Source organism: Streptomyces sp. H27-C3, from assembly GCF_030063415.1.
In the GTDB taxonomy this organism is placed as follows: domain Bacteria; phylum Actinomycetota; class Actinomycetes; order Streptomycetales; family Streptomycetaceae; genus Streptomyces.
The window spans coordinates 59584-73749 of sequence record NZ_JASITA010000004.1 but is presented as its reverse complement, the minus strand read 5'-3'; the positions used below and the strand labels follow the sequence as shown (position 1 = coordinate 73749).

Annotated in this window: 15 protein-coding genes and 1 tRNA gene; 5 read left to right on the top strand and 11 right to left on the bottom strand. The window is 70.0% G+C overall.

The features are described 5' to 3' along the window. Positions 1-2: 2 nt before the first annotated feature. On the bottom strand, positions 3-560 hold the full coding sequence (locus QMK30_RS05150; protein ID WP_283515947.1) for an RAD23 family protein: 558 nt from the start codon (positions 558-560) through the stop codon (positions 3-5). A gap of 78 nt (positions 561-638) precedes the next feature. Here QMK30_RS05150 and QMK30_RS05145 point away from each other — a divergent pair, with 78 nt between their 5' ends. The 3 genes from QMK30_RS05145 (at position 639) to QMK30_RS05135 (ending at position 3176) form a co-directional block, all read left to right on the top strand. Further along, positions 639-1328, top strand: coding sequence for a response regulator transcription factor (locus tag QMK30_RS05145; protein WP_283515946.1), 690 nt, complete (start codon positions 639-641; stop codon positions 1326-1328). Continuing rightward, positions 1325-2749 (top strand): sensor histidine kinase, encoded by a 1425-nt coding sequence (locus QMK30_RS05140; RefSeq protein WP_283515945.1) that lies wholly within the window; start codon positions 1325-1327, stop codon positions 2747-2749. Before QMK30_RS05145 ends, QMK30_RS05140 begins: the two co-directional genes overlap by 4 nt. Before the next feature lie 133 nt (positions 2750-2882). Further along, on the top strand, positions 2883-3176 hold the full coding sequence (locus QMK30_RS05135) for a DUF3303 family protein (protein WP_283515944.1): 294 nt from the start codon (positions 2883-2885) through the stop codon (positions 3174-3176). Positions 3177-3250: 74 nt separating this feature from the next. Here the strand turns inward: QMK30_RS05135 and QMK30_RS05130 are convergent, their stop codons facing one another. The 6 genes from QMK30_RS05130 to QMK30_RS05105 all read right to left on the bottom strand — a co-directional run bounded on the left by QMK30_RS05130 (position 3251) and on the right by QMK30_RS05105 (position 9455). Continuing rightward, on the bottom strand, positions 3251-3697 hold the full coding sequence (locus tag QMK30_RS05130; RefSeq protein ID WP_283515943.1) for a CBS domain-containing protein: 447 nt from the start codon (positions 3695-3697) through the stop codon (positions 3251-3253). A gap of 92 nt (positions 3698-3789) precedes the next feature. Further along, positions 3790-4158, bottom strand: coding sequence for a cupin domain-containing protein (locus tag QMK30_RS05125; protein ID WP_283515942.1), 369 nt, complete (start codon positions 4156-4158; stop codon positions 3790-3792). A 578-nt stretch (positions 4159-4736) separates the two neighbouring features. Next, positions 4737-6155: a glycoside hydrolase family 1 protein gene (locus QMK30_RS05120; protein WP_283515941.1), complete on the bottom strand. Its 1419-nt coding sequence runs from the start codon at positions 6153-6155 to the stop codon at positions 4737-4739. 32 nt (positions 6156-6187) lie between these two features. Continuing rightward, entirely contained in the window at positions 6188-7000 is an 813-nt protein-coding gene (locus tag QMK30_RS05115) for a carbohydrate ABC transporter permease (protein ID WP_283516109.1), read from the bottom strand. 104 nt (positions 7001-7104) lie between these two features. Beyond that, a complete protein-coding gene (locus QMK30_RS05110) occupies positions 7105-8124 on the bottom strand; it encodes a carbohydrate ABC transporter permease (protein WP_283515940.1) in 1020 nt (339 codons plus the stop codon). Further along, a complete protein-coding gene (locus tag QMK30_RS05105) occupies positions 8124-9455 on the bottom strand; it encodes an ABC transporter substrate-binding protein (protein ID WP_283515939.1) in 1332 nt (443 codons plus the stop codon). The genes QMK30_RS05110 and QMK30_RS05105 overlap by 1 nt, the downstream gene beginning before the upstream one ends. 260 nt (positions 9456-9715) lie before the next feature. Between QMK30_RS05105 and QMK30_RS05100 the strand changes: the two genes are divergently transcribed. Further along, positions 9716-10771: a LacI family DNA-binding transcriptional regulator gene (locus QMK30_RS05100; protein ID WP_283515938.1), complete on the top strand. Its 1056-nt coding sequence runs from the start codon at positions 9716-9718 to the stop codon at positions 10769-10771. Positions 10772-10885: 114 nt separating this feature from the next. Continuing rightward, positions 10886-11098, top strand: coding sequence for a hypothetical protein (locus QMK30_RS05095; RefSeq protein WP_283515937.1), 213 nt, complete (start codon positions 10886-10888; stop codon positions 11096-11098). 90 nt (positions 11099-11188) lie between these two features. Here the strand turns inward: QMK30_RS05095 and QMK30_RS05090 are convergent. From QMK30_RS05090 to QMK30_RS05075, 4 genes are all read right to left on the bottom strand, one after another. Next, positions 11189-11261: transfer RNA gene (locus QMK30_RS05090), tRNA-His, on the bottom strand. 93 nt (positions 11262-11354) lie between these two features. Then, positions 11355-11957, bottom strand: coding sequence for an oligoribonuclease (gene orn / locus QMK30_RS05085; protein ID WP_283515936.1), 603 nt, complete (start codon positions 11955-11957; stop codon positions 11355-11357). A gap of 5 nt (positions 11958-11962) precedes the next feature. Beyond that, positions 11963-13198 (bottom strand): helix-turn-helix domain-containing protein, encoded by a 1236-nt coding sequence (locus QMK30_RS05080; protein WP_283515935.1) that lies wholly within the window; start codon positions 13196-13198, stop codon positions 11963-11965. 368 nt (positions 13199-13566) lie between these two features. Then, on the bottom strand, positions 13567-14028 hold the full coding sequence (locus tag QMK30_RS05075; RefSeq protein ID WP_502963064.1) for a hypothetical protein: 462 nt from the start codon (positions 14026-14028) through the stop codon (positions 13567-13569). Positions 14029-14166: the final 138 nt, after the last annotated feature.

Below are 14166 nucleotides of genomic sequence, written 5' to 3'. Positions count from 1 at the left end.
GGTCAGGAGTTGATGATCTCGACCGACGGCGCGTGGTCGTGCCAGGTGGTGAAGACCGTGACGGTCGCCGTACCCCCGGTGAACTGCACCCGGATCCAGGACGGGTCCTTCCAGACCTGGATCGACCAGCCCGTCGCGGGCGTCGCGGAGACCAGGGTGGCGGACTTCTCGCCCATGTCGAGGACGACCCGGCCCCCCGCGGTGTTGTAGTTCTTCACCGTGCCGGCCGACCCCGAAGGGCCCGCGCCGGAGCCGGCCGGTGCGTCGGGTGTGGTGCTCGGAGCGGTCGGTGTCTCCTTGTCCTGCGGAGCGCCGGTCGAAGCGGCGGGGCGTTCCGGCTTCTTCGTGGACGGTTTGTCGTCGGGCCGCCGGGTGGAGGACGACCGCGGCATCGCGCCCTGCGCGGTGCTGCTCTGCACCACGTCGGAGGGGATCGGCAGGGCCTGCGGCGGGTCGTACGCCGTATCCGTCATCACCGTGTGCACGCCCCACCACGACAGCGTGACCGCCGCGCCGGTGGCGAACGACCACGCTACGCCGTGTACGAGTCCTCGTTGCATCCGGGCCATACTGCACCACCCGTCCCACGGCTGTCCCTCATGGGCCCGAGCTCCCCCACATGGCGTACGGTGCCGCGCATGGCAAGTGTGCTCGTGGTCGAGGACGACCAGTTCGTACGTTCCGCCCTCATCCGGCACCTGACCGAGGCCTCCCACACGGTGCGCAGTGTCGGTACGGCCCTTGAGGCGCTGCGCGAGGTCGCGCATCTCAGTTTCGACGTGGTCATTCTCGACCTCGGTCTGCCGGACCTGGACGGGTCGGAGGCGCTGAAGATGCTGCGCGGCATCACCGACGTACCCGTGATCATCGCCACAGCGCGCGACGACGAGGCGGAGATCGTCCGGCTGCTCAACGACGGCGCCGACGACTACCTCGTCAAGCCCTTCTCGGTCGAGCACCTGTCGGCCCGGATGGCCGCCGTGCTGCGCCGCTCCCGCGCGCTGGCGGGCGCCGAGCCGCCGTCACGCCTCATCCAGGTCGGCGGCCTGTCCATCGACCCGCTGCGCAGGCAGGCCGAGCTGGACGGCGGGCAGCTGGACCTGACCCGCCGCGAATTCGACCTGCTGGCGTTTCTCGCCGGGCGGCCCGGTGTCGTCGTTCCGCGCAAGGAACTGCTCGCCGAGGTCTGGCAGCAGAGTTACGGCGACGACCAGACCATCGACGTGCATCTGTCCTGGCTGCGCCGCAAGCTCGGCGAGACGGCGGCCAGCCCGCGCTATCTGCACACCCTGCGTGGAGTGGGCGTGAAGCTGGAACCGCCCCGATGAGGTGGGCGCTGGTCAGGGTGAGCCTGGCCGTGACCGTGATGGTCGTGCTGGCCTTCGCCGTGCCGCTCGGCCTCGTCATCAAGGAAATGGCCAAGGACCGGGCCTTCTCCAACGCGGAGCGCTGGGCCGCCACCATCGGGCCCACCCTGTCCATCGCCACCGACCGGGCCTCGCTGGAGAAGGCGGTGATGTCCACCGACGTCGGCTCCGCCGGACGGATGGCCGTGCACATCCCCGCCGAGGACAAGGCGGGCAAGTCCGACAAAACGGCTGAGGCGGGCAAGGTGGCCGGTGTTCCGCTGGAGATCGGGCAGCGTCGGGCCTCGCAGCGGGACCTGGAGACCACCCGGCGACTCGGCCGCGCCTCCATCTCGGAGGTGCCCGGCGGCTCCGCGCTGCTCCAGCCCACCGCGCTGGCCAGCGGCCAGATCGCGGTCGTGGAGGTCTTCGTGCCCGAGGAGGACGTCTCCAACGGGGTCGCCACCGCCTGGCTCGTCCTCGCGGGCGTCGGCGTCGCGCTGATCGTCGGCTCGGTGGCGGTCGCCGACCGGCTCGGCGTACGGATGGTCCAGCCCGCGCGGCGGCTCGCGGGCGCCGCGCACGACCTGGGCGAGGGCAAGCTCGGGGCGCGGGTGCCCGAGGAAGGGCCGACCGAACTGCGGTCCGCCGCCGTCGCGTTCAACTCCATGGCCGACCAGGTCGTTCAACTCCTCGCCAACGAGAGGGAGCTGGCGGCCGACCTGTCGCACCGGCTGCGCACCCCCCTCACCGTGCTGCGCCTCAACGCCGCCTCGCTGGGCGAGGGGCCGGCCGCCGAGCAGACCAGGGCAGCGGTCCAGCAACTGGAACGCGAGGTGGACACGATCATCCGTACCGCGCGCGACCAGCGCCCGCAGACCCAGGGCCCGCTCGGCGCCGGGACGGGCTGTGACGCCTCCGAGGTCGTACGCGAACGGATGGCCTTCTGGTCGGCGCTCGCGGAGGACGAGGGCAGGAAGGTCCGGCTCGCGGGCGTCGACCGCCCGGTGCGCATCCCGGTCGGTCGGCCCGAACTGGCTGCCGTACTCGACGCGTTGCTCGGCAATGTCTTCCGGCACACCCCCGAAGGCACGGCGTTCTCGGTCGATGTGCACAACGGCGACGACGCCGTCATCGTGCTGGTCTCGGACGCGGGCCCCGGCATCACCGACCCCGAGGCGGCGATGACGCGCGGCAACGGCGGGGAACGGGCCGGGTCCACCGGCCTCGGCCTGGACATCGTGCGCCGTGTCGCCGAGTCGACTGGCGGCGACGTACGCATCGGGCACTCCGTGCTCGGTGGCACGGAGGTCCGGATCTGGATCGGCCTCGACGGGCGACGCGCCACCGACGGCCGACACGGACACCGGCTGGGACGGCGCAAGCGGGGGGCGTACAGGTAGTTCCCTCTTGCCCGGACGGGCTAGGAGATGTTGTTGGACCGGTTGCCTGCGGTGAGGCTGAGTGGGACGCCCCGGGGCTTCAGCGTGCGCGGCTGTGACTGCGCCGGCCGTGGAGCGCGAAGGAGCGAGTGCGATGAGGGTCATGCTGCGGGCGTACATGGACACCCAGATCTCGAATGAGGCGATCAAGGACGGCAGACTGCCGAGGCTCATGGAGGCGATGACGCAACAGCTCAAGCCCGAGGCGGCCTACTTCGGCCCCGGCGAGGGCGGCCGGTCCTGCACGTTCGTCTTCGACATGAAGGACAGCTCCGAGATGCCCAGCATCGCGGAGCCGCTCTTCTCGGAACTCGGCGCGAGGATCGAGCTGCATCCGGTGATGAACGCCGACGACCTCCGGAAGGGCCTGGCGGCCCTCCCGGGGTAGGCGAGGCGCGCTGCCGAGCCCCGCGAGCCCAGCCTGATCCAAACGGCACCCCCTTGCGGAGACGGACCCAGGGTTCAGGCGGTGGACACCGCGTACACGCGCGTCGCGAACTCCGCGATCTGTTCGTCGCTGAGGTTCTTGGCGAGATTGGCTTCCGTGATCATTCCGACGAGGCGGTGGCCTCCCGCCACGTCGATGACCGGGAGGCGCTTGATCTGGTGCGTCTCCATGGTCTCCAGGGCCGCGGTGGCCTGTGCGTCGGCGTCGATCCAGTGCACGTGTCCGGCCAGGGTTCCGGCCTGCACCGTCGCCGGGTCGATGCCTTCGGCGCAGCACTTGAGGACGATGTCACGGTCGGTGATCAAGCCTGTGATCCTGTTGTCGTCGCCGCAGATGGGCACGCAGCCCACGCCCAGGTCGCGCATCATCTGCGCGGCCTCGAAGAGCGACTGGTGCGCGCCTACGCACTGAACCCCGCGGGTCATGATGTCGCGGGCCTTGAGCTGCTTGTTCGTTGCCATGATTCGTGGATCCTCCCGCGCTGGGTGCGTTGCTGTTTCCTCCATCGATCACAACACGGATGGCTCATCGCCGCCCCTCGGCGGGCGGAGGATCACTTCCCGGGTTCGGCGTAGTCCCCGAAGCCGACCCAGTCGAGCATCACGCAGGGCTCGTCGCCGAGCACCCACGCGTCGTGGCCTGGAGCGATGGAGACGAAGTCGCCCGGCGCCGCCTCCCCGCTCTCGCCGTCGTCCATGACGACCTTCATCCGGCCGCTCACGACATAGCCGGTGTGGGGTGCCTGGCAGCTGTCCGTTCCGGCGATGGGCTTGACGTGCTTGGACCACTGCCAGCCCGGCTCGAAGACCGCGCGGCCCACCGGACCGCGGTCCGTGGTGAGCAGATCGAGTCTGCCCTTGCCGTCCTCGAAGGGACGGGTCTCATCTGCGGAATCGAAGTTCTTGCGTACGATCGCGGCCATGGTCGTCGGCCTCCCGGCGAGAAGCGAGCGATCCCCGAGTCCGTTTCCAGGCTACACCGCGTGCCTGATCGGAACGGGTTGAGAGCACTCGTTGCCACGTCAAGCACTGAACTGAACGGCCTTCACGGAAAGCGGGTTGCGTGTTCCGGTTCGCTGCCGGCCTGAAAACTGGAGCCATCGGCGCAGCGGGAGCGATCCGGTGTCCCGCTGGTGGCTCGCGGAGGCGGCACCTCGGACTCGGACGACGCCCAAAACCGGGAAGAGGGCGGCACCGACACGACCCGCTACCGGGTCACCGCCGACGTCGACAAGCTCGCCGCCGGCGGCTCAGCCCGTCCCGCTCACCCGGTCCGGCTTGCGACCTCGGGGGCAATGGAGCGTGGGTCAGCGACCGACGACAACGCCGGAGGCGGAGTCGCAGGGCGTCGGGAGCCCGCTCCGCATCGCGAGGGAGGTCGTCAGGGCTCGCAGAGGAATAACTCGCGTGTTCCGGGATTGACAGTCCAGCTCACGGCCGCGCGGACCAACACGTTGTTTCTCTGCGAGCCCTGACTCCGGCACCGCTCAACGGGCGCGGCTCACCCGGCGGGAATCCCGGGCAGCTCACCCGTCCGGGCGAGCTGCGCGTACCACCGGGCGCTCGACTTCGGCGTACGGGCCTGCGTCTCGTAGTCGACGTACACCGCGCCGAACCGCTTGCTGTACCCGTAGGACCACTCGAAGTTGTCCATCAGCGACCAGAGGAAGTAGCCGCGGACATCGGCCCCGTCCTCGATCGCCCGGTGCACGGCGGCCAGGTGGCCGTGCAGATACCGGATGCGGTCCGGATCGTGCACCGCGCCCTCGGGGTCCGGCTTGTCGTCGTACGCGGCGCCGTTCTCGGTGATCAGCAAAGCCGTCGCGGGCGCCTCCCGGGCGTAGCGCATCAGCAGGTCGTAGAGCCCGCTCGGGTCGACGGACCACTCCATGGCGGTCAGCTCACCGGGCGGCTGGTGGAAGCAGACGGACTCCGAGCCCGGCCAGGGGGAGTGCTCGCTCGCGGCGTGACCGTCGTTGCGCGGGCTCCCTTCGGCGGCGTTCTCCGGCGCGGCCGAGACCACGGCCGGCGCGTAGTAGTTGATGCCCAGCATGTCCAGCGGCTGCTTGACCGCGGCCGTGTCCCCGTCCTGCACGAACGACCAGTCCGTCAGGTGCGCGGTGTCCGCCAGCAGATCGGCCGGGTACGCGCCCTTGAACATCGGCCCCGTGAAGACCCGGTTGGCGAGCGCGTCGATCCGGCGCTGCGCGTCCGCGTCCTCGGGGGAAGCGCTGAGCGGCCTGACCGCGCTCGGGTTGAGGCTGAGCCCCAGGCGGGCACGGGCCGGCAGGGCCGTGCGCAGCGCCTGGACGGCCAGGCCGTGACCCAGGTTCAGATGGTGGGCGGCGCGCAGGGCGGCCACCGGGTCGGTGCGGCCCGGCGCGTGCACCCCCGACCCGTACCCCAGGAAGGCGCTGCACCAGGGCTCGTTGAGGGTGGTCCACATCTCGACCCGGTCGCCGAGCGCCCCGGCGACGATCTGCGCGTACTCGGCGAAACGGTAGGCGGTGTCGCGCTCGGGCCAGCCGCCCGAGGTCTCCAGCTCCTGCGGCAGGTCCCAGTGGTAGAGCGTCAGGCTGGGCGCGATGCCCTGTTCGAGGAGCTCGTCGACGAGCCCCCGGTAGAAGTCCAGACCACGCTGGACGCCCGGACCGCGACCGGTGGGCTGCACCCGCGACCAGGACACCGAGAAGCGGTACGCGGTCAGGTCCAGGTCGGCCATCAGCCGGACGTCCTGGCCGCGGCGGTGGTAGTGCTCCACGGCGTCGTCGCCGGTGTCGCCGCCGAGCACCTTGCCCGGCGTATGGCTGAACGTGTCCCAGATCGACGGAGTACGGCCGTCCTCGCGGACCGCGCCCTCGATCTGGTACGCGGCGGTGGCGGCGCCCCACAGGAAGCCGGGCGGAAAGCTCTCAGGCATGGAAGTGCTCCCGGTAGAAGAAAGGGGTGGCGTCAGCCCTTGACCGCGCCCTGCATGATCCCGCCGACGATGTGCTTGCCGAAGAGTACGAAGGCGATCAGCAGCGGCAGGGTGCCGAGCAGTGCGCCGGCCATGACGACCGACTGGTCGGGGACAAAACCCTGGCCGAGGTTGGCGAGCGCCACCTGCACGGTCGGGTTGTCCTGGGTCAGGGCGATGATCGGCCAGAAGAAGTCGTTCCAGGCGGCCACGAAGGTCAGCATGCCGAGGACCGCCATCGCCGGCCGGGCGGCCGGGAAGACGATGTGCCAGATGATCCGCAGGCTGCTCGCACCGTCCACCCGCGCGGCCTCCACCAGCTCACTGGGCAGCGCCTGCACGAGGTACTGGCGCATGAAGAACACCCCGAAGGCGCTCACCAGCGTGGGCAGGATGACGGCCTGCAGCTGGTCGGTCCACTCCAGCTCGGCGATGGTCATGAACAGCGGTACGACGCTGAGCTGCGGCGGCACCATCATCGTGCCGATGACCAGCAGCATCAGCAGATTCTTGAAGCGGAAGCGCAGCTTGGCGAAGGCGAATCCGGCGAGCGTCGAGAAGAGGACCGTGCCCAGCGCGATGGTGCCCGCCACCACCGCCGTATTGAGCAGCGCCAGCCCCATGTTGGCGTCGGTCCAGGCGGTCTGGAGATTCTTGAAGAGGCTCCCGCCGAACCAGAAGGGCGGCGGGGTCTGGGACAGCCGGGTGTTGTTGCGGGAGGCCGCGATCGCCGTCCACACCAGCGGGAAGAGCGACCCGACGGTGAAGATGATCAGTACGGCGTAGGTGACAGGCCCGCCGTGCATCGTGCGCCCGGCCTTTGAACCCTTCGGACCCTTTGCGCTCTTCCGGTCCTCTGCGCTCTTCGGGTCCTTGCGAACCTTGGAATCCTGGGTAGGCGAAGGCATATTCATTGGCTCTTCCTCAGCCGGCGGACGATCAGCAGATTGACGGCCGCGATGACCAGCAGCAGCAGGAACATCGTCCAGGCGATGGCGGAGGCCCGGCCCAGGTGGAAGTTGAACCAGCCCTGCTCGTACAGATAGAGGCCCAGCGTCTGGAACTGGTGGGACGCGCCGCCCTTCTGCCCGCCGGCGCCGCCGAACAGCAGCGGCTCACCGAAGAGCTGGGTCGCGCCGATCGTCGAGACGACGACGGTGAACAGGATCGTCGGCCGCAGCGAGGGGATCGTGACATGGATGAACTGCTGCCACCTGGTGGCCCCGTCCAGCGCCGCCGACTCGTACAGATCGTTCGGTACGGCCTGCATCGCCGCCAGATAGATCAGCGCGTTGTAGCCGGTCCACCGCCAGATGACGATCGAGGAGACCGCGATCTGTGAGGACAGCGTGCCGCTCTGCCAGTCGACCTTGCCGAACCCCACCGATTCGAGCAGCCAGTTGATCATCCCGTAGTCGCGTCCGAAGAGCAGCACGAACACCAGCGTCGCGGCCGCCACCGAGGTGGCGTACGGAGTGAGGATGGCGACCCGGAAGAACCCCGACGCGCGCAGCCGGTAGTTGAGCAGATGCGCGATGCCCAGCGCCATCAGCAGCTGCGGCACCGTCGAGATGATCCCGATGGTGAAGGTGTTGCGCAGCGCGTTCCAGAAGAACTCGTCCTCCAGGAGGCGGGTGAAGTTGTCGAGCCCGACCCATTCCATGTCGGTGGGCGCGGTCAGCGACACCCGGTGCAGCGAGGTCCAGCCCGTGTAGAGCAGCGGGAAGACCCCGAAGGCCGCGAAGAAGACGAAGAAGGGGGCGACGAAGCCGTACGGGCTGTACTTGATGTCCCAGCGGTAGCGCCGGCTGCGCCAGGCCTTGCCGCGGGCGCTCTCCCGTGGTTCCTGCGGAGGCTCCTTCGACGGGCTGTCGGGGACCGCGTCCCCCGTACCTGCGGGGGACGCGGTCTGCGGGGTGAAGGGACGCATCAGCCGTCCACCGCGTTCTCGATCTCCTTCATGGCCGCGTCCCAGCCCTGCTGGGGGCTCTTGCCCTGCTGCTCCACCTGGAGGATGCCGACATCGTTGATGGCGGTGCCGATCTGCTGGTCCTTCGGGCCGATCACCAGGGTCGGGATGCCCTTGGCCGCGGTGGCGTACAGCTGGCCGGTCGGTGCGTCACCGAAGTACGGGTTCTTTGCACCGGCGACGGCCTTCATGTCGTACGCCGACGGGGTGGAGGGGAAGCTCGCCTGCTTGTCGAAGAGCTTCGCCTGCTGTTCGGGTGCGGTCAGCCAGGCGGCCAGTTTGACGGCCTCGGCCTTGTTCTTGCCGGCCTTGGGCACTCCGATGAAGGAGCCGCCCCAGTTGGCGGGCTTGGGCGCCGAGGCGACGTCCCACTGGTCCTCGCCCGCCTTGCCTGCCTTCTCCTTGATGTAGCCGAGCATCCACGGCGGGCAGGCGACGCTGGCGAAGGTCCCGTTGGCGTACGCCTGGTCCCAGGATTTGTCGAACTGCTTGAGCTTGCCGGTCAGCCCGCCCTCGGCGGCCTGCATGGCCAGGTCCCACGAAGTCTTCACGGCCGGGCTGTCCTGGTAGATCAGCTCGCCCTGCTCGTCGTAGAAGCGCTGCGCGAAGCCGTTGTTGACGGCGGAGAACAGACCGGCGGCCGAGTCGGTGAAGGTGGTGCCCTTGGGCGCCTTCGCCTTGTACTTCTTACCCGTGTCGACGTACTTCTGCCAGTCGCCCGCCCACAGCTTGCCGACGGCCGCCCGGTCGGTCGGCAGACCGGCCTTCTTGAAGAGGTCCTTGCGGTAGCACATGGCCATCGGCCCGATGTCCGTACCGAGCGCGATGGTCTTGCCGTCCTTGGCGGACCCCTGCGCCCACTTCCAGTCCAGCCAGTTCGCCTTGTCGACGCCCTCGGCCTTGGACAGGTCCTCGAACTTGTCGGCCTGTGTGGTGACGACCTCGTTGATGTTGCCGACCTCAATGGCCTGGATGTCCTGCAGGCCGCTGTTGGCCGCGAGGTGCGTGAGCAGCTCCGGGTAGTACGTGTCGTTGCGCTCGGTGACGTCTTCCTTGATCATGATCTTCGGGTTCAGCTTCATGTATTCGTCGTAGAGCCCGGCCTGCTTGTAACCGAAGACGCCGAAGGTCCCGATCTCGATCGTGGTTTTGCCGGCGGTGTCCTTCTTGCCGCCTCCGGCGCCACCACCTCCGTCGCTGTCCTCGGCGCAGCCGCCGAGCAGACCGGCGCCGAGTGCGACGACGGCGGCAACGACCACCACCCGACGGGACGAACGGGTGCGGTTTGGCATGGCGTCCTCCTTGAGCCCGAGGTGCGTTCCGCCCATCAACTGCATGGATGTACCAGCGAGTTGCGGCCACGAAGGTGGGCGGAGCGCATGCGGGGTATTTATGAGTCAGGTACCGTGGGAGCGCTCCCACCTGTGATGTGTTGAAGGGTCGCGGCTCCCCGCGGGGGTGTCAAGGCACCGGACGGCGAGAGTTGAGGTCCGAGACCTCTATGAGATATTGCGCAGCGCCGGACAGGCGCACAGTGTGGGGAGGTCGGGACATGGTGACTCGTGGAATCAGGGGCCGCAGCGGTGGGCGGCCGACCCTGGAAGAAGTGGCCGCCCACGCGGGTGTCGGGCGTGGCACCGTCTCCCGGGTGGTGAACGGTTCGCCGAGTGTCAGCGCGGAGACCAGGGCCGTCGTCGAAGCCGCCGTCGCCGAGCTGGGATACGTACCGAACCGTGCGGCCCGCGCGCTCGCGGCCAACCGGACCGATGCCATCGCCCTCGTCGTTCCCGAGGTCGAGGCCCGCTTCTTCGCCGAGCCGTACTTCTCCGAGATCGTCCGCGGGGTCGGCGCGGCCCTCGACGACACCGAGATGCAGCTGCTGCTGACCATCGTCGGCAACGACCGCGAGCGCAGCCGCCTCGCCCGCTACCTGGCGGGACACCGCGTCGACGGCGTGCTGCTCGTCTCCGTGCACGCCGACGACCCGCTGCCCGAGCTGCTGGTCCAGCTGGGCATCCCGGCCGTCCTCAGCGGCCGGCGCTCCGAGGAGGAGCCGCTCGCCTGGGTCGACGCGGACAATGTGGCGGGCGCGCGCAGCGCCGTCGACCACCTCATATCCCGTGGCCGCCGCACCATAGCCACCATCACCGGACGACTCGACGTGTACGGCGCCCAGTGCCGCCTCGACGGATACCGGCTGGCCCTGGCCGAGGCCGGACTCGACGGGGACGAGGACCTGATCGCCCCCGCCGACTTCACTGAGGAGGGCGGCCGTCGCGCCATGGCCGACCTGCTGGAGCGCCGCCCCCAGCTGGACGCCGTCTTCGCCGCGTCCGACGTGATGGCGGCGGGCGCCCGCCAGGTGCTGCGCGAGCGTGGCCGCAGCGTGCCGGGCGACGTGGCGCTGGTCGGCTTCGACGACTCGTCCATCGCCCACCACATGGACCCGCCGCTCACCAGCGTCCACTGGTCCATCGAGGAGATGGGCCGGGAGATGGCCCGCGTCCTGCTCAAGGAGATCGCCGAGGCGCGCCCGGCGGGCCCCCGCAGGGCCCAGCACCGACAGATCATGCTCCCCACCCGGCTCATCGCCCGCGCCTCGTCCTGACGCCGGGCGGGGGCCGGAAGGAGCGCGGGCGACGAGGCTCGCGGAGGGGGCGCGGCCGAGGAGGGGGCCGCCCGCCGATGTGCGCCGCCGCCGACCGCGCCGCACGCTGGGACCATGGACGGACAGCCCGTGACCGTGTATCCGCCGGAGCCGGACGGCGGGCGCCGGGTCGTGGTCGGCGGCGAACCGCTCGGCCGCGCGCACCGCGTCGAGGACGTGGTCGAGTTCCTGCGCCGGGCCGGCCTGGACCAGATCGAGGTCGAGGAGACGGACCTCATCGACTGGCGCGGCGTCGGCCCGGAGCAGTGGGCCACCCCGGCCGACTAGGGGGTGCCGTTCGGATCAGGCCGGGCTCGCGGCCTGCGCGAACACGAAGAAGCCCCGGCCTGTTTCAACAGACCGGGGCTTCTTCTTCAGGGTGAGTGACGGGACTTGAACCCGCGGCCACCTGGACCACAACCAGGTGCTCTACCAACTGAGCTACACCCACCATGACCGGTCGTTTCCCGTGACCGGCTGAGAAAAAGTGTACAGGGTTCCCGAGGGTGCTCGCGCCCGGGTTCAGCAGGGGCCTGGCGTGCGCTTATTCCGCGGGCAGGACGTACTTCGCCGCGATGGTCCGCGCCGTCTCGGAGTCGGGTCCGGGCTGCGGCACGAACACCGCTTCCCGGTAGTAGCGCAGCTCGGCGATGGACTCCCGGATGTCGGCGAGCGCCCGGTGGTTGCCGTTCTTCTCGGGGCTGTTGAAGTACGCCCGCGGGTACCAGCGGCGGGCCAGCTCCTTGACCGACGACACATCGACGATCCGGTAGTGGAGGTAGGCCTCCAGCGTCGACATGTCGCGCAGCAGGAAACCGCGGTCGGTGCCGACCGTGTTGCCGCACAGCGGCGCCTTGCCGGGCTCCTTGACGTGCTGGCGTACGTACGCCAGGACCTGCTCCTCGGCGTCGGCCAGGGTGGTGCCCCCCGCCAGTTCGTCGAGGAGCCCCGAGGTGGTGTGCATCTGTCGCACCACCTCGGGCATGGTCTCCAGGGCCGCGTCCGGCGGACGGACGACAATGTCCACCCCGTCGCCGAGCACGTTGAGCTCCGAGTCGGTGACCAGTGCGGCCACCTCGATGAGTGCGTCGTCCGTCAACGAGAGCCCGGTCATCTCGCAGTCGATCCACACCATGCGATCGTTCATGCGCCTCACCCTACGGGGCGTTCCCGCTGGCCGGGCAGTGCGGGGCGGCCGTGGGTGTAGACGTCGGAGTTCGGCTTGCCCGGTTCGTGCGCCGCCGAGCTGGTCGCGGCGGGCCCCGACGGCATGCTCGCCGCCGCCGTCCGCCTGGCCTGTTGCGGCACGGCCTCCGCCGCCTGGGCGGCGATCTGGGACACATGCACCTGGGCGGACTGCACCTCGCCCGACGACGGCCTGCGGGCCCGGTAGGCGGCCCGGTAGGCGGCGGGGGAGGACCCCAGCTGACGCCGGAAATGCCCGCGCAGCGCGACCGGTGAGCGGAAGCCGCAGCGGCCCGCGACCTCGTCGACCGAGTAGTCGGACGTCTCCAGGAGCCGCTGCGCCTGGAGCACCCGCTGTGTGATCAGCCACTGCAGGGGAGCGCTCCCGGTGAGCGAGCGGAACCGCCGGTCGAAGGTCCGCCGGCTCATGTAGGCGCGCGCGGCCAGCGTCTCCACGTCGAACTGCTCGTGGAGATGTTCCAGCGCCCAGGCGACGACCTCGGCCAGCGGGTCGGCGCCGATCTCCTCGGGCAGGGATCTGTCGAGGTAGCGCTCCTGCCCGCCACTGCGGCGCGGCGGTACGACGAGCCGGCGCGCCAGGGCGCCCGCGGCCTCGGTACCGTGATCCGTACGCACGATGTGCAGGCACAGATCGATTCCGGCCGCCGTGCCGGCCGAGGTGAGCACGTCGCCGTCGTCGACGAAGAGCTCCCGCGGGTCGACATGCACGGACGGATAGCGTTTCGCCAGCGTCGGTGCGTACATCCAGTGCGTGGTGGCGGGCCGGCCGTCCAGCAGCCCGGCCGCGGCCAGCACGAAGGCTCCCGTGCACAGGCCGACGATCCGGGCCCCCTCCTCGTGCGCGCGGCGCAGCGCCTCCAGCGCCTCCGGCGGCGGCGGCGAAGTGATCGACCGCCACGCCGGTACGACAACGGTGCCGGCCCTGCTCATCGCTTCCAGCCCATAGGGCGCGGTGAGTTCGAGCCCCCCGGTGGTGCGCAGCGGGCCGTCCTCGCCCGCGCACACCAGAAGTCGGTAACGGGGTACTCCTGCGTCCTGCCGGTCAATGCCGAACACAGAGAGTGGGATGGAGCTTTCGAAGATGGGGCCGCCGCTGAACAACAGCACGGCGACGATCTCCCGGCGTCGGCGCCCGGAGAGCTTTCGTGTGGCCTCCGGTACAGCAGTGGAGTCCTGGCTCATGGCGCTAAGCCCCCCTTGGTGTTCGCGTCCTCTCGGTCCTGCACTTTTCCCCTCGGTCCTGCACGATTCCCCCGCCGTGTATACCCATGATCGAATCTACTGCGTCCCGTGCTGTCGGCGTGACAAGTTCGGTATCCGGCGCTATGTCGACAAGGCAACTTGGCGCGAAGCATTCGATCACGAAGCGTTCCACTCGTCGGCCCCGCAGGGAAGTGCGCCTCTCGCGCATGGCCCGTCCCCGTAGGGTGTGAGAGCCGGATTCGGTCCTTTCATCCCTGGTGGCACGGGGGTTGGGAAGCCATTACGCCAAGGGTGGGGCAGTGGACCGAAGTTGGCTGAAAAGATACGGGAGCGCGTGTTCGATCGCGTCATTCACCCGGCGCACTTCCTCCGGCGTGACGTCCACCCCGGTGCGCCCCCGGCGCGGTCCGGCCACGACCGACGGGATACGGCTCACCGGGTTCGGCCCATTCCGGCCGGTCGTTCTGCCCGGTCTGTCCGGTCTGTTCCAGCCCGGCCCCGGCGGCGGCGCGCTCGGACTGGCGCAGCAGCACCCGGCAGACCGTCGTCACGGCGACCAGCCCCAGCGCGGCCGAGGCGGCGCCGCCGAGTGAGGTCCCGTACGCGACGAGGACCACGGGGACGAGGGCGCGGCTGAACGCCGCCCAGCGGACCACATCGCCCGCCGCGTCCCCGTCGGCCCGCTCCCCGGAGTCGGCATCGGCCGGCGGTGGCCCGTACGGCGCCGGGTGCGGCGTCGGGCGGCCGGGGGGGCGGCGCCGGCCGCGCGGGGCCGGCACGGGCACGGGGGCGGTCGGAATTCCGGACACGGCGGGCTCCCTCACGTGCGTGGGTCGGTGCCCGGCCCAACGGACGGCGGCCCGCAGGGTCACTCGGATCGCCCGGGATCACTCGGGTCGCTCAGCAGACGGCTGTACTGGGCAACCGGCATTGCCTTACGGGCCGGG